The organism is Shewanella marinintestina, assembly GCF_023283845.1.
Classification (GTDB): domain Bacteria; phylum Pseudomonadota; class Gammaproteobacteria; order Enterobacterales; family Shewanellaceae; genus Shewanella; species Shewanella marinintestina.
Map to the genome: position 1 here is coordinate 78067 of NZ_JAKILC010000001.1, position 23365 is coordinate 101431.

Consider the following 23365-nt stretch of genomic DNA (forward strand, 5'->3'; position numbering starts at 1 on the left):
TTTCCACCAATCCATGGCGGTCATTGATTTAGCTCATACCCTAGCTCATACCTTAAAGAATGGCCTATAGGGATATATTTAGGCGTCTTGCTAAAGCACAAAAACAAAGCTTCCTTTTAGGTAGCCAATTGTTCACTGATTTTTTAACACCTTTAGTTTCAACTCTTACTCAATCCCCTGCAATCTATCAAATGATTTATTCTGCGCACTTTCATGGCGCTCAATTTGCGAGGTGTGCAAATATTGCGAGGTGGTATCGATACTTTCATGGCCTGCATCGGCTTGGACATGCGAGAGCGGTCTGCCATTAATATTGATGTCGTGAGTGATGCCTGTATGGCGAATATTATGAATACTTAGACTACGCATTTGTTCCGCATCACTTACAAAACCGTCACGTTCGATGCTGTTTGCTGCGATTTCGATGATCTTATCGACTTCTTCACGAATTTGACGTATTCCCAGGTTCGCATTAATCATACCGGCGTCGCGCCCTCGCCCTGCGGCTTTTTGCCTGACGATTAATGGATGCTGCTCAGTCGCAGTTGGATAATCACTTAGCTTTAAGTAACGTCGGTAATCAACTAACGCTGCTAATAATGCTTTTGAGATCGCCACGCTGCGGCTTTTACCACCTTTACTTTTTGGGATATGGAATCGCCAAATGCCAGTTTGATTATTATGCTTAAACTGACTCATCACGGGTGAATATCCCGCCCTTGCAGATACTTCCGATACTCGCAGATAACAAGAATAAATAAGCTTAATTAAAAACAAAGAACGCTGATGAAGTTCTGGTTGTTCTTTAGCCAGTTTTTCTACAGTTGCGACAATGTAAGACCATTGCAGCTCAGTGAATGCCAGTTGATTGTCATCGTCGTTATTTAAGCGATATTTTCTACTTGAAGAGAATCGGCTCTTATTAAGCCACATTTGAGCTGGGTTTTTCTCACAGTAATCTTCGCCCATCAGGTAACTGAAAAAGCTAGATAGGATCGCTACTTTGGTTTTAAGCGCACTATCACTGAGCACATAAGGATTGGTCTTGCCGTCAGTTTTACTACCGCGAAATGGCAGCCACGCAGGATTAGGCGAGCGTTCTCCTGATTGTTTGTCCTGCTTGAATTGAGCAACATTAAAGTAACCGACCAGTTCTTGTGGAGGATGCTGACAATAATCAACATAAAGGCCAATCTCTTTGCGACCTATTTGGCTGACGTTGAGCTGGGCGACATCAAAACACCAATGTAAAAACGTGGTTAATTCACTGCGATAAGCCTTGTAGTTATTTTCATTGTATTTCTGCTCGAACAACCAATCGGTTGCCAGCTCAAATGCCAAACCGGCTTCACCTAGCTTGGCTAGACTCAATTGGGTGATGTGTTGGTTGACGATTGGATTACCAAGCTGAATGTAATCGATGGAGTCAAACAGAGGGATAACGGGAGGTAATAACATAAGTAGCGTCACAGTAGATCGGTATAACGCTATCTTAATCAGTATGTTCGTAAAACGATATGGCTAACTAACCCCATTTGAGAACTTGATTAATCAGTAATCTAAATAAGCCTCTAAAAGCGAGAAATACTCGGTTATGTCCAATTAACGACGTCTATTACATCACCACACTGGCTATTACATTGTTCTTTGCAGTGCTTGTCGCAATGAATACGCTTTTCACAGCTCCATAGGCAAAGTTGCCATACGGCCTTTTTAGTATCGCGATCTAAACATTTGAAGTCAGCAGCGCAAAGTACGCCTTGCTGAATGAGTTGGGCGATTTTGTCTTCAGATATACTGATATTTAATTGTCTGGTTGGAGTGGTCATAATACCTCCAAGTTCACTGTAGTAGACATACTTATCACCAATATACCCAAATGATAATGATTATCAACAACTGTTTTGTCATTTGCAGAAGAACAGAGCGTTCTTTATACAAACAATGCCCTTTGCCGGCATTAACAACCTAAATAAAGCCGATATTGCAGCCACTAAATAGCTTAACCAGGATTGTCAGCTAAGAAATCAAACGTTGTAAACTTTTCAATTCCATCGACTTTAAAACTAACAATAGCACTCCAAACCATATAACCGCTGCTGCAAGAACCGTAGATTATATTAGCGTTATAATCAGTTTCTGAGCTTTGATCTAAATTTACAGGGATAATCCCCATAAACATGTCTCGGCCTTGTAATTTCACTTTTAGATCTGCCACCGGTTTAGAGGTATTTACAATGAGTGTTAAAGGCTTCTCACTCGGCGCGTGCCAAGGGTTTAAGCTTAACTGGATTTCAACATTAGCAACAGTTTTTATGCATGCCCCGCTTTTGAAAGTGCAAAGACTTGTATCTGCAGGGCTTGAGCTAGCAGCGGGCTCTTGATTTGGTTTACATCCTAGTAAGAAAGTGGCTAAAACGAAACTGAGCCCAACCGTTAATACTGCTGATTTGTGAGGAACTTGCACGATAATTAACCTTTTCATCATTTCCTGTAACATTCTATTGAGTACCTTGATCTAGATCAACTTATCAAGCCCCTTAATTCCTATCTTTTTTGATATAGCTCAAGTATCATTGCGTTGCCTTGCGTTACTTCATGAAATGCAAGGTTACACATTGACACAACCCCATTGTTTCCGCTAGGTAACTGAGGTTTGTAGTCATTTAAACGGGTAGAGCTTTACTCTACACAACAATAAGTATAAGTAATAAGCAGTGGAAGCAATATGATGAACCATTCCCAGCCTCAAGGCGCTGATTACAACTACACCGTCGTACGCCAATTCGCTTTAACAACCGTGTTATGGGGAATTGTAGGTATGGCAGTAGGTGTACTAATCGCAGCCCAGTTAATCTGGCCGCAGCTAAACTTTGAAACTCCATGGTTAACGTATAGTCGTCTACGACCGCTACATACGAACGCCGTGATTTTCGCGTTTGGTACTTCAGCCCTTTTCGCCACATCCTATTATATCGTTCAACGCACCTGTCAAACTCGACTATTTGCACCTAAATTGGCCGCATTTACGTTCTGGGGTTGGCAAGCCATCATTCTATCAGCAGCGATCAGTTTACCGCTTGGTATCACCAGTGGTAAAGAATACGCAGAGCTAGAGTGGCCAATTGATATCGCAATTACCGTTGTATGGGTCTCCTATGCTGTGGTGTTCTTCGGTACTATCGTTAAGCGAACAACCTCCCACATTTATGTGGCAAACTGGTTCTTCGGTGCATTTATTATCACAGTAGCCGTACTTCACATAGTTAACTCTATGGCTGTGCCGTTAACAATGACTAAGTCTTACTCACTATACAGTGGTGCAGTAGATGCCATGGTACAGTGGTGGTATGGTCATAACGCGGTAGGTTTCCTGCTAACTGCAGGTTTCTTAGGTATGATGTACTACTTCGTACCTAAGCAAGCTGGTCGCCCTGTTTATTCGTACCGTCTTTCTATTGTTCACTTCTGGGCACTAATTGCATTGTATATCTGGGCGGGTCCACACCACCTACATTACACTGCGCTACCAGACTGGACGCAATCACTTGGTATGGTAATGTCACTAATCCTATTCGCTCCTTCTTGGGGTGGCATGATTAACGGTATTATGACCCTTTCAGGTGCTTGGCATAAACTACGTACTGACCCTATCTTGCGTTTCCTTGTTGTTTCATTGTCTTTCTACGGTATGTCTACCTTCGAAGGACCAATGATGGCAATCAAAACCGTTAACGCCTTATCTCATTACACTGACTGGACTGTTGGACACGTTCACTCTGGTGCATTGGGCTGGGTTGCTATGGTTTCAATTGGCTCTTTATACCACTTGATCCCAGTACTATTTGGCCATGGCCGCATGTACAGCACAAACCTAATTAACGTTCACTTCTGGTTGGCAACAATCGGTACTGTTCTTTATATCGTTTCAATGTGGATCTCTGGTGTAATGCAGGGTCTTATGTGGCGCGCAGTTAACTCTGACGGTACATTGACTTATAGCTTTGTTGAAAGCTTAGAAGCCTCTTACCCGTTCTACTTTGTTCGTTTCCTAGGTGGTGTGTTCTTCCTTACAGGTATGTTCTTAATGGCATACAACGTGATCCGTACTGTTAAGGCCCCTCAAGATTCTTTGCCAGCGATTGCTGAAGCAAAAGCAGCTTAAGGAGTAGATACGATGAAATTTAATCACGAGATAGTTGAGAAAAACATCGGTCTATTGGGGATCTTTACCGTAATCGCAATCAGCTTTGGTAGCTTGGTTGAGATCACACCCCTTTTATTCCAAGAAGATACGACTGAGCCTTTAGAAGGTCAGATCCCTTACACAGCTTTGCAAATTGAAGGCCGTGACATCTACGTTCGTGAAGGTTGTTATAACTGTCACAGCCAGATGATCCGTCCATTGCGTGCTGAAACTGAACGTTACGGTCACTACTCTGTAGCCGGTGAGTCAGTTTGGGATCACCCATTCCAGTGGGGTTCTAAGCGTACTGGTCCAGATCTAGCCCGTGTTGGTGGTCGTTATAGTGATAAATGGCATGAGGTTCACTTAATTGACCCTCGCGCCGTTGTTCCACAATCAAATATGCCTGCTTATCCTTGGTTAGCTGAAAATAAGCTAACAGGTGACCTAACTGGTCAGAAGATGGATATCTTGCGTAACCTTCACCCTACACACAAGTTGTATACGGATGAAGAGATTGCTGGCGCTAAAGACGCAGTGAAAGATAAGACAGAGCTTGAAGCTTTGATCGCTTATCTACAATCACTAGGCCACGCGCTTAAATAAGGAGGCAAATTATGGATTACGGCACATTACGTGGAGTGATAACCATAGTAGTAATGGTGACCTTCGTCGGTATATTTGCTTGGGCATATAGCTCGAGTCGCAAAAAGCAATTTGACGATGCTGCTAACTTAGTTTTTTCAGATGAAGAACTAAAATCAGCGTCGAACGACTCAGGAGATAAAAAGTGATGAGTGACTTCTGGAGTGTATGGATTATCGTCCTGACAGTTGTGGTAATCATTGGTTGCGTCGTTCTACTGCGTGCTTGTTCTAAGAACAACACTGGTGTAGAAGAAGGCGAATCGATGGGTCACACTTTCGACGGTATTGAAGAACTGAACAACCCACTGCCTAAGTGGTGGAGTTACATGTTCTACATTACTATTGTGTTCAGTGTTATCTATCTAGCACTTTACCCAGGTCTTGGTAGCTTCAAAGGCTTTTTAGGTTGGACAAGTTCTAACCAAAGCGTGCGAACTATTGAAGAGTCTAAGCAAGCTGTTATTGACGCTCAAGCAGATGGTCGTTGGGTTCAGTATGACCAAGAAGTTAAGCACGCAGACGAAAAGTTTGGTCCTATCTTCAAGGCTTACGCAGACACGCCACTAGAAGAGTTAGTTAAGAATGAAGAAGCGCTGAAAGTTGGCGGTCGTTTATTCCTACAAAACTGTGCTATGTGTCATGGTAGTGACGCTCGTGGTAGCAAGGGCTTCCCTAACCTAACCGACGGTGCTTGGTTATATGGTGGTGAACTTGCAACTATCAAGACATCTATCATGAACGGTCGTCACGGTATGATGCCACCAAAAGGCGGTCTACCGATTGAAGACAGTGAACTTGAAGGTCTAGCTGAGTACGTTGTTAAGTTATCTGGTCGTGAACACGACGCAGCGCTAGCAGCTCAAGGGCAAGGTTCATTCATGAAAGGCTGTTTCGCCTGTCATGGTATGGACGGTACCGGTAACAAGTTTATGGGTGCACCTAACCTAACTGATAATGCTTGGGTATACGGCGGTAGTCGTGGCGCAATTATGCAGTCAGTTAAAAATGGTCGTACAGGTGTAATGCCTGCTTGGAAAGATGTATTAGGTGAAGAAAAAGTTCACGTAATTACAGCTTACGTTTACAGCTTGTCTAACAAGTAGTCACACTAGGTTAACACCGAGTGTAATAATTAGGCCTCGTTATCACGAGGCCTTTTTTTTAAGTGATAACTCACATTTTTATGGGTAAAATGTCGGTTCTTCTTTCCCATACTGTTACAACTATTTTAATAATTATAGGTGGTTAATAATGTCTACTCCGCAACCTTGGTATAAGCAATTTTGGCCGTGGTTTCTTATCATATTACCGCTGTGCGCTGTGGTCGCTAGTATTAACTTATTGATTGTTGCTATTGATAACCAAGACCCATTGGTTACTGAAGATTATTACAAAGAAGGTAAAGGCATAAATATCGATTTGCGTAAGATTAAACAGGCCAAACAGTTAGGAATGAACTACCTACTTGAGTTTGACGATGAGTATGTAGAAATCTCACAACATGGTGGTGACACGTACCTAGCAGGCCTAAGCATTAGCTTTTTCCATCCCACTCTTGAAGAAAAAGACTTCTCTCAAATTGTTACCGCCGATGCTAACGGCGTTTATCGAATCGACTTAACACAGTCTATTGAAGGACCTTGGGAAGTTAGAATTGAAGGGTACGACCAAACGTGGCGCATTCAGCAACGTGTTACTCTAAAAGATGACCAACAGTATTGGTTAAACTAATCTGCATATAGATTGACCCGCTTGCACTCGCGGCGGGTTTCAAATAATTATAAAAAAGAACAACAATCCATGAGTCAAGCAAGCTGCTTTCATTGTAGCGAGCCGGTTTTAACTGGTAAGCAATTTACAACCACGATTAACAATGTAGAGCAGCTAATGTGCTGCCCTGGTTGCCAAGCTGTGTCCCAAGCCATTATTGATGCAGGGCTGACTAATTATTATAAATTTCGCACTGAGCCTGGTAGTAAGCAAACGGCTTTAGTACCAGAAGAGCTATCTAACTTTAGTGCTTACGACCTTCCTGAGGTGCAGCAAGACTTTATTCAGAAACGCGACTCACTTAATGAAGTCTCACTGACAGTTGATGGTATTACGTGCGCAGCGTGTGCCTGGCTTATTGAGCATAAAATCAATAAACTTGCTGGTGTTGCCAAAATTCAAGTTAATTCCACAACCCAACGAGCATTAATCTCCTGGGACGCTGACAAAATTAAGTTAAGTGAGATCCTTAATCAAATCAGCCAGATTGGTTATCAAGCCTCACCTTTTCAAATTGATGAGCAAGAAACAAAAAGCAAAAAAGATAGCCGTAAGTTTTTACTGAGGCTTGGGCTTGCTGGCTTTGCAACCATGCAAGTCATGATGTTCGCCCTCGCCCTCTATTCTGGTTATTTTAGCGATCTTGATACCGAATACCGAGATTACTTTCGCTGGGTAAGTATGCTGTTTGCTGCTCCAGTGGTTTTCTATTCTGCTCAACCATTTTATTTTAGTGCGGTGCGCTCGATACTCATGGGCCGACTAAACATGGATGTCTCGGTTAGTATCGCTATTTGTGGCGCCTATATCGCCAGCTGTATAGAAACTGTAAATGGCACTGGTGAGGTGTATTTTGAATCTGTATCCATGTTCACTTTCTTTTTATTACTCGGCCGTTTCTTTGAGCAGAATGCTCGCCAAAAAGCGTCTGTAAGTTCTAGCAACTTACATAAACTCGTGCCGTTAACCGCGCAGCTTAAAACTGAGGACGGTTTTGATGAAGTTCCCGCAAAACGCCTAGCCATAGGCGATATTATTCTAGTTAAACCCGGTGAGGTGATTGCCGCTGACGGCATAGTGGTTGAAGGTGTGTCCGCTGTAAATGAAGCCATGCTAACTGGCGAGCAGATGCCGCTAGCGAAAGAGTTAGATGCCGAAGTGTTTGCGGGTACTATTAATATAGAACAACCAATACTGGTTAAAGTGACAGCACTTGGACAAGACCAGCTCGTTGCTGAAATTATTCGCTTGCAAGAAATCGCCTCCAACAATAAACCTAAAATTGCGTTATACGCTGATAGATTTTCTAATTACTTTACTGCTGCTATTTTGCTTATTGCGAGCCTAACTTATCTATTTTGGTATTTTTACTCTCCTGAAGATGCGTTTTGGATCACCTTGTCGGTACTGGTTGCAACTTGCCCATGTGCCCTCGCGCTTGCAACACCAACGGCTGTAACTTGCGGAACAGCAATTATGACTCGGCTTGGCATTATTACCCGCCGCTCAGGTGTATTTGAACGTTTACCTAAAATTCAGCATGTTGTGTTTGATAAAACCGGTACGCTAACCCTCGGCTCATTATCTATCTCAAATATTGAGTTAACCGGTCATTTAACAGAGCAGCAAGCGCTGAACTATATTGCAGCATTAGAGTCTGGCTCCTTGCACCCAATCGCTAAAGCTTTTACAAGTTTTATAGATAAATCAATGCTAGTGACTGAGCGCCAAAGTGTTGTAGGTAAAGGGTTAACAGCCAAAGTTAATGGCCTATGTTGTAAAATTGGCAGTCAGCAGTATGTTAATCAAACTAATGAGGTTGAAAGCGCTACCACTGTTTGGTTAAGTGTTGACAATATAGTGCAAGCTAAAGTCAGCTTAAATGACGAAGTCCGCCCAGAAACCGCACAAGCTGTTAAACAATTAAAAAGTATGGGTTGTAAACTGAGTATTGCCAGTGGTGACAATTCAACTGAAGTTGTCGCTTTGGGTCAACGCCTAGGGATTAGTGATACCCATCAAGGATTATCCCCAAAAGGTAAACTAGAACTGATTTATAATTTCCAACAACATGGTCAAGTGGCGATGTTCGGTGACGGTATTAATGACGCCCCCGTTTTGGCTGGCGCTAATTTGTCAGTCGCTATGGGGAGCGGCGCCGCAATTTCGAAAAATAGTGCTGATATTATTTTGCTGGGCGATAACCTTTCACGTTTTGCTGATGCTGTTAACGTAGCAAAGAAAACCAGTCGTATTATCAAACAAAACTTATTCTGGGCGCTAGGATATAATCTATTTATAATCCCACTGGCGGTTACTGGTCATGTTGCCCCATATATTGCTGCATTGGGGATGTCTGCTAGTTCATTAATCGTTGTCAGCAATAGCCTTCGACTACTTAAGGTCCGTTTATGAGTATTATCTATGTCTTGATCCCAATCGCGATGATTTTTGTTTTAGTCGCTGTAGCTGTTTTTTTCTGGGCGGTTAAGTCTGATCAATTTGATGATTTAGAAAAGCAAAGCGTGTCCATTTTATTTGAGGACGATAAAGTATCAAGCGATACAGCTAGCGCACAAACGCATACAGCAACAGTAAATAAACTCAGTGAAACATCCCCATCGGCTAGTGAGCAGCTTGAGCCACAACAACCGAGCAAGAAATAGTGGACGATTACAGTTTAATTGGCGCTTTGTTAGTTGGGCTGATGGGAGCTGGTCACTGCATTGGCATGTGTGGAGGCTTGGTAGGCGCATTATCAGCAAACCTGCCTAAACAGCAAACAGGAAATGCCTTGGTTAATCAACTTGGTTACCTGCTTAGCTATAATAGCGGCCGAATAATTAGCTATGCCCTCGCCGGCGCATTGGTAGGCGCAAGCACTAGTGCACTAGGAGTATTATTCGATGCGGACTTATACCTCCTTGTATTAAGATTTATTGCCGGTGTGATGATGATTATAACCGGACTTTATATTGCTCAAATTTGGGCTGGTGTAGTACAAATCGAACGCTTAGGAAAATGGCTTTGGGGTTATATTGCCCCTATCGCCAATCGATTTATTCCGATAAAAAATAAAACTCATGCTTTTATTGCAGGCGGATTATGGGGTTGGCTACCTTGCGGCCTAGTCTATAGCATGCTGACCTGGTCTGTTGCCGCCGGTAACGCGCTAGATGGTGCCTTGATCATGCTTGCATTTGGTTTAGGCACACTTCCCGCATTATTAAGTGCAGGTATTGCTGCCAGTAGCTTTAGCCGCTTAGTGCAGAACCGAATTGTTAGATTAGTTAGCGGTGCGGCGTTAGTCGCATTCGGGATCCAAACCTTGTATGTCGCTATCGGTCAGCTTAGCTAGCTCCAAATATCAAATTAGTTTAACATAGTAGATGAATAGTCAAAATTGAGAGAGACAATGTCAGCAGATAACAACAAGAATCGTCGCCAAATGGCTTCAGGATGCGCGATTCATTGTCATGATTGCAGTATGGGTACACTTTGTATTCCGTTTACGCTGAACTCTAATGAATTAGATCAGCTTGACGAAATCATCGAGCGTAAAAAGCCCATTCAGAAAGGTGAACCTATTTTTAAATCGGGTGACCCGCTAAAGTCTTTATTTGCAATTCGTTCTGGCACAATCAAAAGCTATACCATTACTGAACAAGGCGATGAGCAGATCACAGGCTTTCACTTAGCTGGTGATGTTATCGGTTTTGACGGTATTCATTCACAGTTTCACCAAAGCTTTGCACAAGCACTAGAAACTTCAATGGTATGCGAAATTCCTTACACTACGTTAGATGAGCTAACAGGTAAAATGCCTAAGCTTAGACAACAGATTATGCGTTTAATGAGTAACGAGATCCAAAGTGACCAAGAAATGATTCTATTACTCAGTAAAAAGAACGCAGAAGAAAGACTGGCAGCGTTTATCAGTAACTTAGCGAAACGATTCGGTAGTCGCGGCTTTTCTCCAAGAGAGTTCAGACTAACCATGACTCGTGGCGATATTGGTAATTACCTTGGACTGACAGTAGAAACTATTAGCCGTTTACTCGGACGTTTCCAAAAAGCCGAACTAATTGAAGTTAAAGGTAAATACATTACAATATTAGATATTGACGCATTGAGCGAACTATCAGGTAACAGCAATATCGCAAGATAAGCATTATTCGACAATCCGCTTGATCTAAAACAATACAAATTCATCTTAATGGTGCAAGATGAGAATAGATGCTATTAGATAAGGAACAGTTATGATGGACTATCAAAAACTCCTTGTGGTTGTCGACCCAACGACAGAAGAACAAGCGGCTCTAGCAAGAGCCGTAGAGCTTGCTATCGAAAGCCAAGCAGAAATTACCGTCTTTTTGTCTATTTTTGACTTCTCCTATGAAATGACTTCAATCCTGTCAGGCCAAGAACGTGAAGCGATGCGCGAAGGTGTTGTTAATCAGCGTAAAGCTTGGCTGTCCGACATCGTTAAGCCTTATCAAAAAGATGGCATTGTTATTAACCTCGAAGTGATTTGGCATAATCGCCCGTTTGAAAGCATTATTAAGTTTGCCATTGATGGCAACTTTGACCTTATTGTTAAAAGCACCCACGAGCATGACAAATTAAAATCGGTTATTTTCACCCCAACCGATTGGCATTTGATGCGTAAGGCACCAGTCCCAGTATTATTGGTTAAAGAACATGATTGGCCTGTTGCGGGTAAAATTGTTTGTGCTGTGAATGTTAGTGCCGAAGATGATGCTAATGAATCTTTAAATGGCAAAATTATTGCCCACGCGATTAAACTCGCTAAACAATTCGACGCTCAGGTGCACTTAGTTAATGGCTACCCTGGTACTCCCGTAAATTTAGCTATCGAACTACCGGATTTCGACGCCCACACTTATAGCGAAACCATTCGCTTACAGCATGAAGAAAGGATTAACTACCTTGCTAATGCTTATGGCATTGCAGTTGAAAATTGCCATGTGAAAGAAGGATTACCCGAAGACGTCATTCCCGATCTCGCCACTAAGCTAGATGCTGAATTAGTGATTTTAGGAACGATAGGCCGAACAGGCCTTTCAGCAGCATTAATCGGTAATACTGCTGAGCATGTTATAGATAGCATTAACTGTGACCTGTTAGCGATAAAGCCAGATGGCTATAAATCGCCATTAGAAGAGCTATAACCACTTTCTAGGCTTTACCAAAGCCCATTAAGCTGGAATAATACGCGCCCTGAACTATTGTGTACTAGGCGCGTTTTTTTATGTCCGAAGAATTAACTACAAAACAAGTAACCCGCATGTCAAAACTTCAAAAGCGTTTGCGCGCAGAAGTCGGTCGTGCAATTGGTGATTACAACATGATTGAAGATGGCGATCGTGTTATGTGCTGCCTTTCAGGTGGTAAAGATAGCTACGCCATGCTTGATATTCTGTTAAATCTTCAGAAACGTGCACCTATACAATTTGAGATTGTTGCGGTTAACCTTGACCAAAAACAACCTGGTTTCCCTGAAGATATTTTACCCGCCTATTTAGATACTTTAGGTGTTGCTTACCATATTCTGGAAAAAGACACTTACTCTATCGTTAAAGATAAGATCCCTGAAGGTAAAACTACGTGTTCTTTATGCTCACGTCTACGTCGTGGCACACTTTACGGTTTTGCTCAGAAAATAGGTGCAACTAAAATTGCTCTAGGTCACCACCGTGATGACATTATTGAAACCATGTTCCTTAACATGTTCTTTGCAGGCAAAATGAAAGCTATGCCGCCTAAGTTATTGTCTGATGACGGTGCTAATATGGTTATTCGTCCATTGGCTTATAGCCGTGAAAAAGATATTGCAGAATATGCGGAATTAAAAAAGTTCCCAATTATTCCTTGTAATCTTTGTGGTTCGCAAGAAAATCTGAAGCGTGCAGCAGTAAAAGATATGCTTGTTCAATGGGATAAGGATCACCCTGGCCGTATTGAAACTATCTTCACTGCAATGCAGAATACATCACCTTCTCAAGGTGTTGACCGTGAGCAGTTTGATTTCTTATCGTTAACTCGGGATCCTGATGCACCAATGAGTGGTCAAGTTGCTGAATCGGACCTACCTGCTTTTGATTTTGTTGATGTGGCCAATAACGGACATATTAATCTTGATGCTGCGGCGCGCATTGATGTAGTTAGCACCTATACGCCTGAGTAATTCAGTTTCAGTCAGAGAGCTGAAATTAGCTAATAAAAAGCCCTGCAATGCAGGGCTTTTTTGTACTCGCTTATCTATGCTAAAGGTTATTTACTCGTCCAAGGGCTAATCACTTTTGGAGCAATCGAAGTCGTTAAACTTGTTAGCTTATTAAGCTGACTGGTTTCAATTCGGTATGTGCCAGTCACCGGGATTACCTTGTCGTCAATTGTAACAGTCGCGTCACCGGCAAATTCTAGGTTTAGGCCAGCAATATCTGATGCAAACAAGCGCATTGGAAAACCTTGCATCTGACTCAATAAGGCGTTCATTTCATCGGCTATTTGAACTAACTCGGCTTGGCTATAGTTTTGTTTGGTATTTTTAGCTCTAACTTGCATCGCGATTGCGCAAGATTCAGCATTGCCTTCAACATCCAAGTTAATCAACGCTCTATCAGACTTTAACTGCCCGTCATAAGGTAAAAATAAACGTTGGTCTTTAGTAATCGTCAACGGAAATGAATCCTTTTCGGTACTGATTGTGCCGCTTTTGACTCTACAGCCATTTGCTTTAGACACAGAAAAGGCCAACTCGACTAGCTGATAATTACCTTTATTCACTTGCTTAAGTCTTTGATAAAAACTTTGATACTCAAGTGAGATAGGTGCAGCCTGACTTGTTGTTGCAAGTCCTAAAAGAATACAGCTAAACAGCAGTTGTTTTTTCATTATTATCCACTAAAAATCGTTGGTTTTGACGTAACATTTCAAGCAACTCATCAATGTAAGCTTCTTGACGCTCTGAATAGTTAATTAATCCATAAACAAGATCTTGCGCTCTTGGGGTTTTATTCTGCGCACGCAAATCGGCTCTAATTGAGCGCAGCAATGAATAAGCTGCATTTGAGTTAAGGTTACGCATATAAGACGCTACAGAGTCCTCAACCGTTTTAAATAGTGCAACCTCATGAGATAGGCCTTGTGTTCGAGATTGTGGCACTAAACCGCAACCCTTTCTAAAGCACCACTGACCAAAGAAATTTAACCCCTCACGAGCAAAACGAGAGGTACCCCAGCCAGTTTCATTTGCCGCTTGTATAAGCACCATTTCCTCAGGGATCACATCAACTCTAACAAGTAATATATCAATATTCGTGATAGTTAAGCTTCTTAGCGTATATTGATATTTTTCAGAAATTTGTTGTAATCTAAATTCGTCAGCTTCTGTGAGCGTTTTGCCATTGTTGACCTGATTCTTAATACTGATCAAGAAATTACGCTCATCTTGAATAATTGCATTTTGATGTTTTATTGAGGGTCTTAAAAATTCAAAAAATGCAGTTTTCTTATCACTTACTACTTTAATTGCGCCAAAATCTGGCACAACGCTCGCAATTTCAGTGTTTTTTATCGCTTTAGCTAAGGTTTTTACCTGTTGCTGACTTGATGGCACGAACACCAACCTGACGAGTAATATTAGTGCGACCACTAATCCAATTGCGATAGTAAATAAACCAATTTTGCCTGTTTTCACTCATTATCCTTTATCATATGGACAGTATATTAATACTTGTGACGGTTATTATATGCTAGCTAGCGCTTATAATACATCGAGAAAAAGATTCTAACTTTAGGTATAATCACCCTTTGATATGAAACGACTTCGGGTATTCAGGAAGGAGACCCCCTGTAATGAAAACAAATGGGCTTAATCAATATAACCATGTAGTAGCCATAGGTGGCGGACATGGCTTAGGCCGAGTTCTATCAGCGCTTTCCTTTTTAGGTCCTAAACTAACTGGCATCGTTGCTACAACCGACAATGGCGGTTCAACAGGTCGACTTCGCGCAGAACAAGATTGTATTGCTTGGGGCGATCTACGTAATTGCCTATCGCAATTAGCAAGACGTCCTTCAGTAGGCTCTCTGATGTTCGAATATCGTTTTGGTGGCGAAAACGAACTTACTGGACACAATTTGGGAAATTTAATGCTGATGGCATTAGATGAACTTTGCGTAAGGCCATTAGATGCCGTTAATCTAGTTAGAAACTTCCTTAATATCGACACCCGCTTGATCCCTATGTCAGAGGAACCGACGCATCTAGTAGCGCTTCAGGCTTGTGGTCAAAGTGTTTTTGGAGAAATCAATGTCGATAAAATGCAAGATACACCAATTGCATTATCACTTGATCCTGAAGTGCAAGCTACGTGTGAAGCATGTGAAGCAATCAGAAATGCCGAGCTAATCATCTTAGGGCCAGGCAGCTTCCTTACCAGTATAATGCCTCCCTTGTTATTACCCAAAATTGCACAGGCCTTAGCTGAATCAAAAGCTAAAGTCATTTTGGTTGAGAACTTAACAAAAGAGCCCTCTTCTATCGCCAATTGCAGCCTTGAGCAAAAAATTGATTTTTGTCATCAAGTACTCGGACTAAAAATTATTGATCAGGTCCTATGTAACGGTGAAAGCTCATACCAGGACGGTAATGTGATTTATTATCCCTTGCGTAGCAGCCACCATAAAGGGCTACATGACAGGCAAGCATTAGCAGATGCTTTATCTTATATGGTTAAGGAAACCGGTTCTAGTTCGGCAGTAGAAGTTTCAGCAAAGCTTATTTAGTGATAGAGTGTTATTAAAATAACTTATAACGAAAAGGCCCCATGGGGCCTTTTTATTACTCAGCATACTTAAGTAGAGATTTACAATACCTTAGCAATTGCTTCGCAGATTACTGGCATATTTGTTTTAGTCATACCAGCAACACTAATACGACCAGAACCAACAATATACACAGCGAACTCTTCTCTTAAGCGGTTTACCTGGTCCTTGTTTAGACCTGAAAAGCTAAACATACCATTTTGACCTGAAATGAAATCGAAGTTCTGGGTAACACCTGCAGCTTTTAGCGACTCAACAAACAGTGTACGCATTTCTGCAATACGTTCACGCATTTCTTGGAGTTCGTCATGCCATAATTGCTTAAGCGTTGCGTCTTCTAAAATTGTGCTAACAATTAATGCACCGTGCGCTGGCGGGTTTGAGTAAGAAGCACGAATTGTGCTTTTTATCTGACTAAATGCGTTAACCGCCTCATTGCTAGTGGCTGCAACAACGGTTACAGCACCGATACGCTCATTGTATAAACCGAAGTTTTTAGAGAAAGAGTTAGCAACGATAAGCTCTGGAACAGTATTTGCGACTACACGTAAACCTTGAGCATCTTCTTCAACACCTGCACCGAAACCTTGATATGCAAAATCAAATAAAGGCACAAGCTTGTTTTGCAAACAAAGATCCGCTACTTGTTGCCACTGCTGTAGATTTAAATCAATACCTGTTGGGTTGTGGCAGCAACCATGTAGTAAAACTAAGTCACCTTCTTTAGCGCCTTGAAGATCTGCCATCATAGCGTCAAAGTCTAAACCGTGAGTTTCAGCTTTATAATAACGGTATTCTGCAGTCGTTAATCCGGCAGTATTAAAAATATTATTATGGTTTGCCCAAGTTGGGTTACTTACCCAAATGGTTTTAGATTCAGTATGACGAACCAAAAACTCCGCTGCTACACGTAAAGAGCCTGTACCACCTGGTGCCTGCGCCGTTAAAGCACGGTTTTGAGTAACAACTTGATGCTCAGCACCAAATAATAGAGTTTGTACAACACGGTTATACGCTTGTACCCCTTCCATCCCTAAATAGCTTTTACTTGTTTCTGTTCCTAATAGTTTCTCTTCTGCAAATTTCACAGATTTTAGGATAGGTGTCTGGCCTGATTCATCTTTATATATACCGACGCCTAAGTTCACCTTGTGCTCGCGAACATCAGCTTTGAATGCATCTGTTAAACCTAAAATTGGATCGGCAGGGGCCAGTTCAACCTGGGAAAATATCATGACGGCTTTCCTAAATATTAGAAGTGTAGGGTTTTCGGCTGTATTTATAACATTGTAGACAAGCAGTAGAAAGAGAGATTTTTGACTATTGGTAATATTTGCGGGACTAGCTTAGTTTCATTAATTTGATTGGCTACTAACTGTATAATCTTCAATAAATTTTAGATTAACTTACAAAAGTATAAACATCGATTTTTCTAGCTCTGGTTTACGAAGTTGGGTTACAAATAGCGAGTTCTTTAAAGAGCTGATACAAAATAGCCTTCACAAAGTGAAGGCTATTCAATTATTAAGATTATCGACTGATTTAGCCGATTTTATCTAAACCGCCCATGTAACCACGTAACGCTTCAGGAATGGTGATTGAACCATCTGCGTTTTGGTAGTTTTCCAATACGGCAACCAATGTACGACCAACAGCTAAACCAGAACCGTTTAGTGTGTGAAGCAAAGTAGGCTTCTTATCGGCTTTACCTTTGTAGCGGGCTTGCATACGACGTGCTTGGAAATCCTGCATGTTGCTACAAGATGAAATTTCACGGTACGTGTCTTGAGCAGGTAACCATACTTCAATATCGAATGTTTTAGCTGAACCAAAGCCCATATCACCAGTACATAAAACAACGGTACGGTATGGAAGTCCTAGCTTTTGTAGCACGGTTTCCGCATGGCAAGTTAACTCTTCTAGAGCTTGCATAGAGTCTTCTGGCTTTACTAGCTGAACCATTTCTACTTTGTCGAATTGATGCTGACGGATCAAGCCACGTGTATCACGGCCATAAGAGCCAGCTTCACTACGGAAACATGGTGTGTGAGCAGCTAACTTAATAGGTAAGTCTTCTTCCTCAACAATAGCATCACGAACTAAGTTTGTTAGCGGCACTTCAGCTGTAGGAATAAGGCTTAGGCCTTGTCCTTCTTCAGTTGCAGGCTTAGTGTGGAATAGGTCTTCACCAAATTTTGGTAACTGACCAGTACCGAGCAAACTGTCTTCGTTTACGAGTAAAGGCACATAAGCTTCGGTGTAACCATGCTCTGTCGTATGCAAATCAAGCATAAATTGTGCAAGTGCACGGTGCATACGCGCGATTTGACCTTTCATTACGATGAAGCGTGAACCAGTGATCTTGACTGCATTTTTAAAGTCTAAGCCACCAATGTTCTCACCAAGTTCAACATGATCTTTAACTTTGAAATCGTACTGTTTAGGTGTTCCCCAGCGACGAACTTCTACGTTTTCTGACTCATCCGCGCCAATAGGTGCAGATTCATCAGGTAAATTTGGAACACTCATCGCAATAGCGTTAAGCTCGTCTAATAACGCGGCAAGCTCTAGTTTGTTAGCATCAAGTTCTGCACCTAATGTACCTACTTGAGCCATAATAGGTGCAACATCTTCACCTTTTGCTTTAGCTTGACCAATCGACTTAGAAATAGCGTTACGCGATGCTTGTAATTCTTCAGTAGTGACTTGAAGGGACTTACGCTTTTCTTCAAGTTTGCTTAGGCGATCAACATCTAAAATAAATCCACGAGTCGCTAGGCGCTCAGCGGTAACTTCTAATTCATTACGTAAAAATTTTGGATCTAGCATATTTTATTATCTTAATAGTTAAAAACGAGAAAACACCAATTGTTGTCCGAGATAAACGACGAATATACACACGCCGACGTTAACAACAACATTCAATATGGCTTTTGCCAAGAACCCTTCTTGCATTAACAATAAGGTCTCGTTGGAAAAAGTAGAAAACGTAGTTAGGGCTCCAAGCATACCCACCCCAATAAACGCCTTAATCTCTGGGCTAAGTTCGCTAACTTGTCCAAGGGCAAAAATCACCCCCATTAAAAACGAACCCAAAATATTGACGACCAGTGTACCAAAAGGAAAACCAGTACCAAATAGCTGAAGCATCAATAATGAGATAAGATAACGAAAAACTGCACCAATCGAGCCGCCTAGAGCGACAAAAAGAACATTATTCATACCTTTTCACCTCACTTTGCTCATCAAGAACATTAAGTTGCGCCAACTTGTCTTTAATTCGTTTTTCAAACCCACGCTCTGTTGGATAATAAAAACGTTGTCCAACAAGTGATTCAGGCAAATACTTTTCGCCACTTGCGTATGCATTCGGTTCGTCATGTGCATAACGATAACCTTCACCGTAACCAATATCTTTCATTAGCTTAGTCGGTGCATTACGTAAATGTTCAGGTACTGGCTCATGACCAGTTTCACGGGCTAGTCGTCTTGCATTCGAAAACGCGGTGTAAACGGCATTACTCTTAGGCGCGCTAGCAAGGTATAACACTGCTTGGGCAATAGCGCGTTCACCTTCCGACGGACCAACTCGATGAAAACACTCCCACGCATTAACCGCTACAGTCATCGCCATAGGGTCCGCATTACCGATATCTTCAGAAGCTATCGCCAATAGACGACGGGCAATATACAAAGGATCGCAACCGCCTTCTAACATGCGGCAAAACCAATATAAGGCAGCATCAGGGGCTGACCCACGAATCGACTTGTGCACCGCTGAAATAAGGTCGTAGTATTGATCGCCATTCTTATCAAAACCTGCAAGCTGCTGCCCTGCAACCTCAGTTATCATTTCCTCAGTAAAAGTACCACCGTCTTTAAGCATATCACTCATCAATTCAACGAGGTTCAGTGCTTTTCGAGCATCACCATCGCAGATCTGAGCAAGTTTTAAAGAGACATCGGGTGGCATTAATAACTTGCGCTTACCTAAACCTCTTTCTTCATCTGCTAAAGCTTGCTGAACGATATGAGTAATTTCATCCAACTGCAGTGGCTTTATTAGATAAACACGAGCACGAGATAATAATGCGTTATTAATTTCAAAAGAGGGATTTTCTGTGGTTGCTCCTATAAAGATCACGGTACCGTCTTCAATAAAAGGTAAGAAAGCATCCTGTTGGCTTTTATTAAAGCGATGGACCTCATCAACAAACAATAAAGTACGTTGACCTCGTGACTGTGCAACATTTTTAGCATGTTCAATAGCTGCACGGATCTCTTTTACGCCAGAAGTAACCGCAGAAATCCGTTCTACATGGGCATTAGCGTAATGCGCGACTAATTCTGCTAAAGTCGTTTTCCCTGTACCTGGGGGCCCCCAAAACATCATCGAATGGGCGCGACCAGCTTCTAATGCTTGGCGTAAAGGCTTTCCCTCTCCAAGTAAATGCGCTTGTCCAATATACTGCTCTATCTTTTCAGGCCGCATTCTTGCGGCCAAAGGTCTAAAATCTGGGGCGAAATCAAAACTGAAACTAGACACTAGCTACTCTTAATTAGTCATCTTTAAACGTTGATCGTCAATATCAACGTCATCAGGCACAATAAATTTAAATAAATCACGATCCGTTTCTGCTATAGCGCTCTGATTTGTTAAGCTAAAATCACTAATATTGCCCTGCTGATCTTTTAGTACCATTTGAGTTAGCTGATTAGCATCAAAACACACTTGAACCTCTGACACTCCGCTATCTGTATCTTTTGGACTAATATCAAAGCAGTTGCCCTTTTGGCTAACCGTATATTGCGACCAAGTCGCATCGTCAGAGTGAACTAACAAGGCTATAGGTGAGGCATTAATAGCTTGATTAATATCCATTACAGAGACTTCTTCGGCAAAAGGGTTATACACCCAAACATCCGCTCCATCTGCCACAATTAAAGATTCGTCAGGTGCAGTCAAATGCCAATAAAATTGGTTAGGATGAGATAAAGCAAAGACGCCCTCACCCGTTTGAATAACTTTGTTATTGATGTCTGTGACCGTCTGATTAAAGTTCGCTTTTAAGCTGTTAACTTCTGTCAGCTTAGCTTTTAATTCGTCAGCATCAGCATCAGCAGCAAAAGCTGGTGTTTGGTAAAACATTGGCAGGCTTAGTGCCGCAATCGTTAATATCTTTTTCATTCTACTCTCCGAGTTAAGCCTATCGTAAACTTAACACTGAAATAATTCTGTGATCATTACCAATCGTTAATCTTTCTAAACGTAATCTTTTGGTGGTGGCGGCGCGAGTACTTCTCTATTACCGTTATGCCCTTGGCTACTCACGACTCCTTGCATTTCCATCTGTTCAATAATACGAGCAGCTCGGTTATAACCAATCTTAAATTTACGTTGCACACTCGAAATTGAGCCCCGGCGTGTTTGGGTAACAAACGCTACAGCTTCATCATAAAGAGCATCCACATCTTCTTCTGATTCACTTGTTTCACCAGGGAGTAATACTTGTTCGCCTTCTGCCGAACCTTGCAAAATTTCATCAAGATATTGCGGCTTACCACGAGCGCACCAGTCAGCAACGACTTTATGTACTTCATGGTCGTCAATAAATGCACCGTGAACTCGATTAGGTACGCTAGTCCCTGGCGGCAGGTACAGCATATCGCCCATACCTAGAAGTGTTTCAGCCCCTTGCTGATCTAAAATCGTACGAGAGTCAATCCGAGACGATACCTGGAACGCCATTCTCGTAGGGATGTTAGCTTTAATCAAACCAGTAATAACGTCTACTGAAGGTCTTTGCGTCGCAAGAATTAAATGTATCCCTGCTGCACGTGCTTTTTGTGCGATACGTGCGATTAACTCTTCGACTTTCTTGCCAACAATCATCATCATGTCGGCGAATTCGTCTACGACCACTACAATTGACGGCAATTTGTCGAGTTCTGGGGCCTCTGGGTCCATACTGTCAGTTGCTTTCCATAACGGGTCAACAATCGGCTGACCAGCCTCTTTCGCATCTTTTATTTTAGCGTTATAACCTTTTAGATTACGTACACCTAGCGCTGACATCAGTTTGTAACGACGTTCCATTTCTCCGACACACCAGCGCAAAGCGTTTGAGGCTTCTTTCATGTCAGTGACAACTTCACATAATAGATGTGGAATACCTTCGTAGACTGATAGCTCAAGCATTTTTGGGTCAATCATGATGAAACGAACATCATCAGGGCCCGATTTGTACAGTAAACTAGTGATCATCACGTTAACGCCGACCGATTTACCTGAACCCGTTGTACCTGCCACCAATAAGTGTGGCATTTTACCCAAATCAACAACAACAGGTTTACCACCAATATCAGCACCTAACACCATACTTAAATGTGAAGGGTCATCTCTGAATGCTTCACAGTCTAGTACGTCACGCATAAACACTGTCTCGCGGAATTTATTAGGTAATTCAAGGCCCACATAAGCTTTACCCGGAATAACCTCTACCACACGCACGTTTTCAGCAAGTAGAGAACGGGCTAAGTCTTTAGATAGATTAGTAATTTTAGATGCTTTAATTCCTGGTGCCAGTTCAAGCTCAAAACGTGTCACAACGGGACCGGGATATACGCCTACAACGTTCGCAGTAATGTTAAAATCTGCTAGTTTTACCTCAACTAGCTTACCAATCTGGGCCAGTTCTTCTTCGCTGATTGGGTTTTTCTTGCGATCAGGGATATCGAGCAAAGAAATACATGGTAAGGGCGCCATCGGCGCACGAATCTGCTCAGTTTCTTGTCCTGGTAATACTACGATGCCATCAACAATTTTAACTTTATCGTCAACTGCCGGTTTTGCTTTACTCTGCGTCCTAGTTGAAGCAGCACTATTAAAATCTATCGTTTCAATACCTGCATTCTCAACGTTATCTTGGCTCACCCAAGGCGCAACGCTTTCAGCTTCTGAAGCTATAGGCTTGTCATGTGTATGACTTGTTGTTACTCGAAGCTCTGCTGCAGGTTGTTGTGTATCATCAGCAATGAAGCTAGGTTCAACCATTCGTTGTTTGCCTATAGCCTCGTGCTCAAGGCTAGGTTCTACTCTTGCAGTATTAAAATCATTTTTCTGTGTAACTGCCGCTACGTTTGATGAACTAATTGTTGACTCATCGTCCTCATCATCGTCGTATTCTTCATCATCTTGACGAGAATTACGGCGCTCTTTGAAACGTTCTACTACAGATAAGAAACCGCGAGTATCTTCAGTATCACCAATCTCAGGTTTAAATTTACTCGGAAGATTTTTAATTGCTTTAAATAACCAGATCGTTGCATAGCCGGTCAGATCTATTACCGTTAGCCAGCTTATGCCAGTTAACAGCGTAAAGCCTGCCCCCACAAAACATAGTAGCAATAGCGTCGTACCCAGCTTGTTGAAGTAAGGCAACATAGCCTGTGCTATTACATCGCCTGCGACCCCGCCAGCTGAAAAGCCATAGATCCCATTCGCGTTCATGCTAGCTAATGCAGCTAACCCGAGTGCTATCAATAGAAAACCTATTAATCGAAGGCCAACTGAAAAGTAATCAATTTCAAGTAATTTGTGGGTACGTTTAAACAGTAACCAACCTGTTAACGCTATGATGATTGGGATGATGTAGGCGCAATAGCCAAAGAAATATAACAATACATCCGCTAACCAAGCGCCTACAGCACCGGTTAAGTTATTTATTTCGCCATCAAAATTTGATTGGCTCCAACCTGGATCCGAAGAATGAAAACTACTCAAGGCTATTAAGACGTATGTTGCTAACATGCAACAAATAATGAGACTACCCTCAAGCAATCGTTGTACGCCAGAGAGCGTTTTAACGCTATTTCCCTTAGACAATGGAAAACCTACACTGAAAAATGT

At 42.0% G+C, this 23365-nt stretch carries 23 protein-coding genes; 12 read left to right on the forward strand and 11 right to left on the reverse strand.

Annotated elements, in window-relative coordinates; all coding sequences use genetic code 11:
* Positions 1–165 precede the first annotated feature (165 nt).
* The 3 genes from L2747_RS00355 to L2747_RS00365 all read right to left on the reverse strand — a co-directional run bounded on the left by L2747_RS00355 (position 166) and on the right by L2747_RS00365 (position 2467).
* Positions 166–1458 (reverse strand): tyrosine-type recombinase/integrase, encoded by a 1293-nt coding sequence (locus L2747_RS00355; protein WP_248997150.1) that lies wholly within the window; start codon positions 1456–1458, stop codon positions 166–168.
* Between the two features lie 134 nt (positions 1459–1592).
* Positions 1593–1829, reverse strand: a complete 237-nt coding sequence (locus L2747_RS00360; RefSeq protein ID WP_248997151.1) for a hypothetical protein — start codon at positions 1827–1829, stop codon at positions 1593–1595.
* A 173-nt stretch (positions 1830–2002) separates the two neighbouring features.
* Positions 2003–2467 (reverse strand): hypothetical protein, encoded by a 465-nt coding sequence (locus L2747_RS00365; protein ID WP_248997152.1) that lies wholly within the window; start codon positions 2465–2467, stop codon positions 2003–2005.
* 261 nt (positions 2468–2728) lie between these two features.
* Between L2747_RS00365 and ccoN the strand changes: the two genes are divergently transcribed.
* From ccoN to ttcA, 11 genes are all read left to right on the forward strand, one after another.
* A complete protein-coding gene (gene ccoN / locus L2747_RS00370; protein ID WP_220781815.1) occupies positions 2729–4165 on the forward strand; it encodes a cytochrome-c oxidase, cbb3-type subunit I in 1437 nt (478 codons plus the stop codon).
* Positions 4166–4177: 12 nt separating this feature from the next.
* Positions 4178–4792: a cytochrome-c oxidase, cbb3-type subunit II gene (gene ccoO / locus L2747_RS00375; RefSeq protein WP_220781816.1), complete on the forward strand. Its 615-nt coding sequence runs from the start codon at positions 4178–4180 to the stop codon at positions 4790–4792.
* 11 nt (positions 4793–4803) lie between these two features.
* Positions 4804–4980 (forward strand): cbb3-type cytochrome oxidase subunit 3, encoded by a 177-nt coding sequence (locus L2747_RS00380; RefSeq protein WP_248997153.1) that lies wholly within the window; start codon positions 4804–4806, stop codon positions 4978–4980.
* Positions 4980–5936 (forward strand): cytochrome-c oxidase, cbb3-type subunit III, encoded by a 957-nt coding sequence (ccoP, locus tag L2747_RS00385; RefSeq protein WP_248997154.1) that lies wholly within the window; start codon positions 4980–4982, stop codon positions 5934–5936. Before L2747_RS00380 ends, ccoP begins: the two co-directional genes overlap by 1 nt.
* Positions 5937–6084: 148 nt before the next feature.
* On the forward strand, positions 6085–6564 hold the full coding sequence (locus L2747_RS00390) for a FixH family protein (protein ID WP_248997155.1): 480 nt from the start codon (positions 6085–6087) through the stop codon (positions 6562–6564).
* A gap of 69 nt (positions 6565–6633) precedes the next feature.
* Positions 6634–9018, forward strand: coding sequence for a heavy metal translocating P-type ATPase (locus L2747_RS00395; protein ID WP_248997156.1), 2385 nt, complete (start codon positions 6634–6636; stop codon positions 9016–9018).
* The gene (gene ccoS / locus L2747_RS00400) at positions 9015–9269 is read left to right on the forward strand and encodes a cbb3-type cytochrome oxidase assembly protein CcoS (RefSeq protein WP_248997157.1); all 255 of its coding nucleotides are present in this window, start codon (positions 9015–9017) and stop codon (positions 9267–9269) included. Before L2747_RS00395 ends, ccoS begins: the two co-directional genes overlap by 4 nt.
* Positions 9269–9961, forward strand: coding sequence for a sulfite exporter TauE/SafE family protein (locus tag L2747_RS00405; RefSeq protein ID WP_248997158.1), 693 nt, complete (start codon positions 9269–9271; stop codon positions 9959–9961). Before ccoS ends, L2747_RS00405 begins: the two co-directional genes overlap by 1 nt.
* A 57-nt stretch (positions 9962–10018) precedes the next feature.
* Entirely contained in the window at positions 10019–10771 is a 753-nt protein-coding gene (etrA, locus tag L2747_RS00410) for an electron transport transcriptional regulator EtrA (RefSeq protein WP_248997159.1), read from the forward strand.
* Positions 10772–10862: 91 nt separating this feature from the next.
* Positions 10863–11795 (forward strand): universal stress protein UspE, encoded by a 933-nt coding sequence (uspE, locus tag L2747_RS00415; protein WP_248997160.1) that lies wholly within the window; start codon positions 10863–10865, stop codon positions 11793–11795.
* Positions 11796–11875: 80 nt separating this feature from the next.
* Positions 11876–12811 (forward strand): tRNA 2-thiocytidine(32) synthetase TtcA, encoded by a 936-nt coding sequence (gene ttcA, locus L2747_RS00420; RefSeq protein WP_248997161.1) that lies wholly within the window; start codon positions 11876–11878, stop codon positions 12809–12811.
* An 86-nt stretch (positions 12812–12897) separates the two neighbouring features.
* On the opposite strand, the gene L2747_RS00425 is transcribed toward ttcA, so the two are convergent.
* Both L2747_RS00425 and L2747_RS00430 read right to left on the reverse strand, forming a co-directional pair.
* Positions 12898–13521 carry a DUF2987 domain-containing protein gene (locus tag L2747_RS00425; RefSeq protein ID WP_248997162.1) on the reverse strand — a complete coding sequence of 208 codons (624 nt, stop codon included), beginning with the start codon at positions 13519–13521 and terminating at the stop codon, positions 12898–12900.
* A complete protein-coding gene (locus tag L2747_RS00430) occupies positions 13499–14326 on the reverse strand; it encodes a glucosaminidase domain-containing protein (RefSeq protein ID WP_248997163.1) in 828 nt (275 codons plus the stop codon). The genes L2747_RS00425 and L2747_RS00430 overlap by 23 nt, the downstream gene beginning before the upstream one ends.
* 158 nt (positions 14327–14484) lie before the next feature.
* On the opposite strand from L2747_RS00430, the gene yvcK reads away from it, so the two are divergent.
* Complete coding sequence (yvcK, locus tag L2747_RS00435) at positions 14485–15417, forward strand: uridine diphosphate-N-acetylglucosamine-binding protein YvcK (RefSeq protein WP_248997164.1); 933 nt, start codon at positions 14485–14487, stop codon at positions 15415–15417.
* Between the two features lie 80 nt (positions 15418–15497).
* On the opposite strand, the gene L2747_RS00440 is transcribed toward yvcK, so the two are convergent.
* The 6 genes from L2747_RS00440 to L2747_RS21470 all read right to left on the reverse strand — a co-directional run bounded on the left by L2747_RS00440 (position 15498) and on the right by L2747_RS21470 (position 23341).
* Positions 15498–16691, reverse strand: a complete 1194-nt coding sequence (locus L2747_RS00440) for an amino acid aminotransferase (RefSeq protein ID WP_248997165.1) — start codon at positions 16689–16691, stop codon at positions 15498–15500.
* A 307-nt stretch (positions 16692–16998) separates the two neighbouring features.
* A complete protein-coding gene (serS, locus tag L2747_RS00445) occupies positions 16999–18285 on the reverse strand; it encodes a serine--tRNA ligase (RefSeq protein WP_248997166.1) in 1287 nt (428 codons plus the stop codon).
* An 18-nt stretch (positions 18286–18303) separates the two neighbouring features.
* On the reverse strand, positions 18304–18678 hold the full coding sequence (crcB, locus tag L2747_RS00450; RefSeq protein ID WP_248997167.1) for a fluoride efflux transporter CrcB: 375 nt from the start codon (positions 18676–18678) through the stop codon (positions 18304–18306).
* The gene (locus L2747_RS00455) at positions 18671–20002 is read right to left on the reverse strand and encodes a replication-associated recombination protein A (protein ID WP_248997168.1); all 1332 of its coding nucleotides are present in this window, start codon (positions 20000–20002) and stop codon (positions 18671–18673) included. Before L2747_RS00455 ends, crcB begins: the two co-directional genes overlap by 8 nt.
* A gap of 9 nt (positions 20003–20011) precedes the next feature.
* Positions 20012–20644 carry an outer membrane lipoprotein periplasmic chaperone LolA gene (gene lolA, locus L2747_RS00460; RefSeq protein ID WP_248997169.1) on the reverse strand — a complete coding sequence of 211 codons (633 nt, stop codon included), beginning with the start codon at positions 20642–20644 and terminating at the stop codon, positions 20012–20014.
* A gap of 75 nt (positions 20645–20719) precedes the next feature.
* Positions 20720–23341 (reverse strand): DNA translocase FtsK, encoded by a 2622-nt coding sequence (locus tag L2747_RS21470; protein WP_248997170.1) that lies wholly within the window; start codon positions 23339–23341, stop codon positions 20720–20722.
* Positions 23342–23365 lie beyond the last annotated feature (24 nt).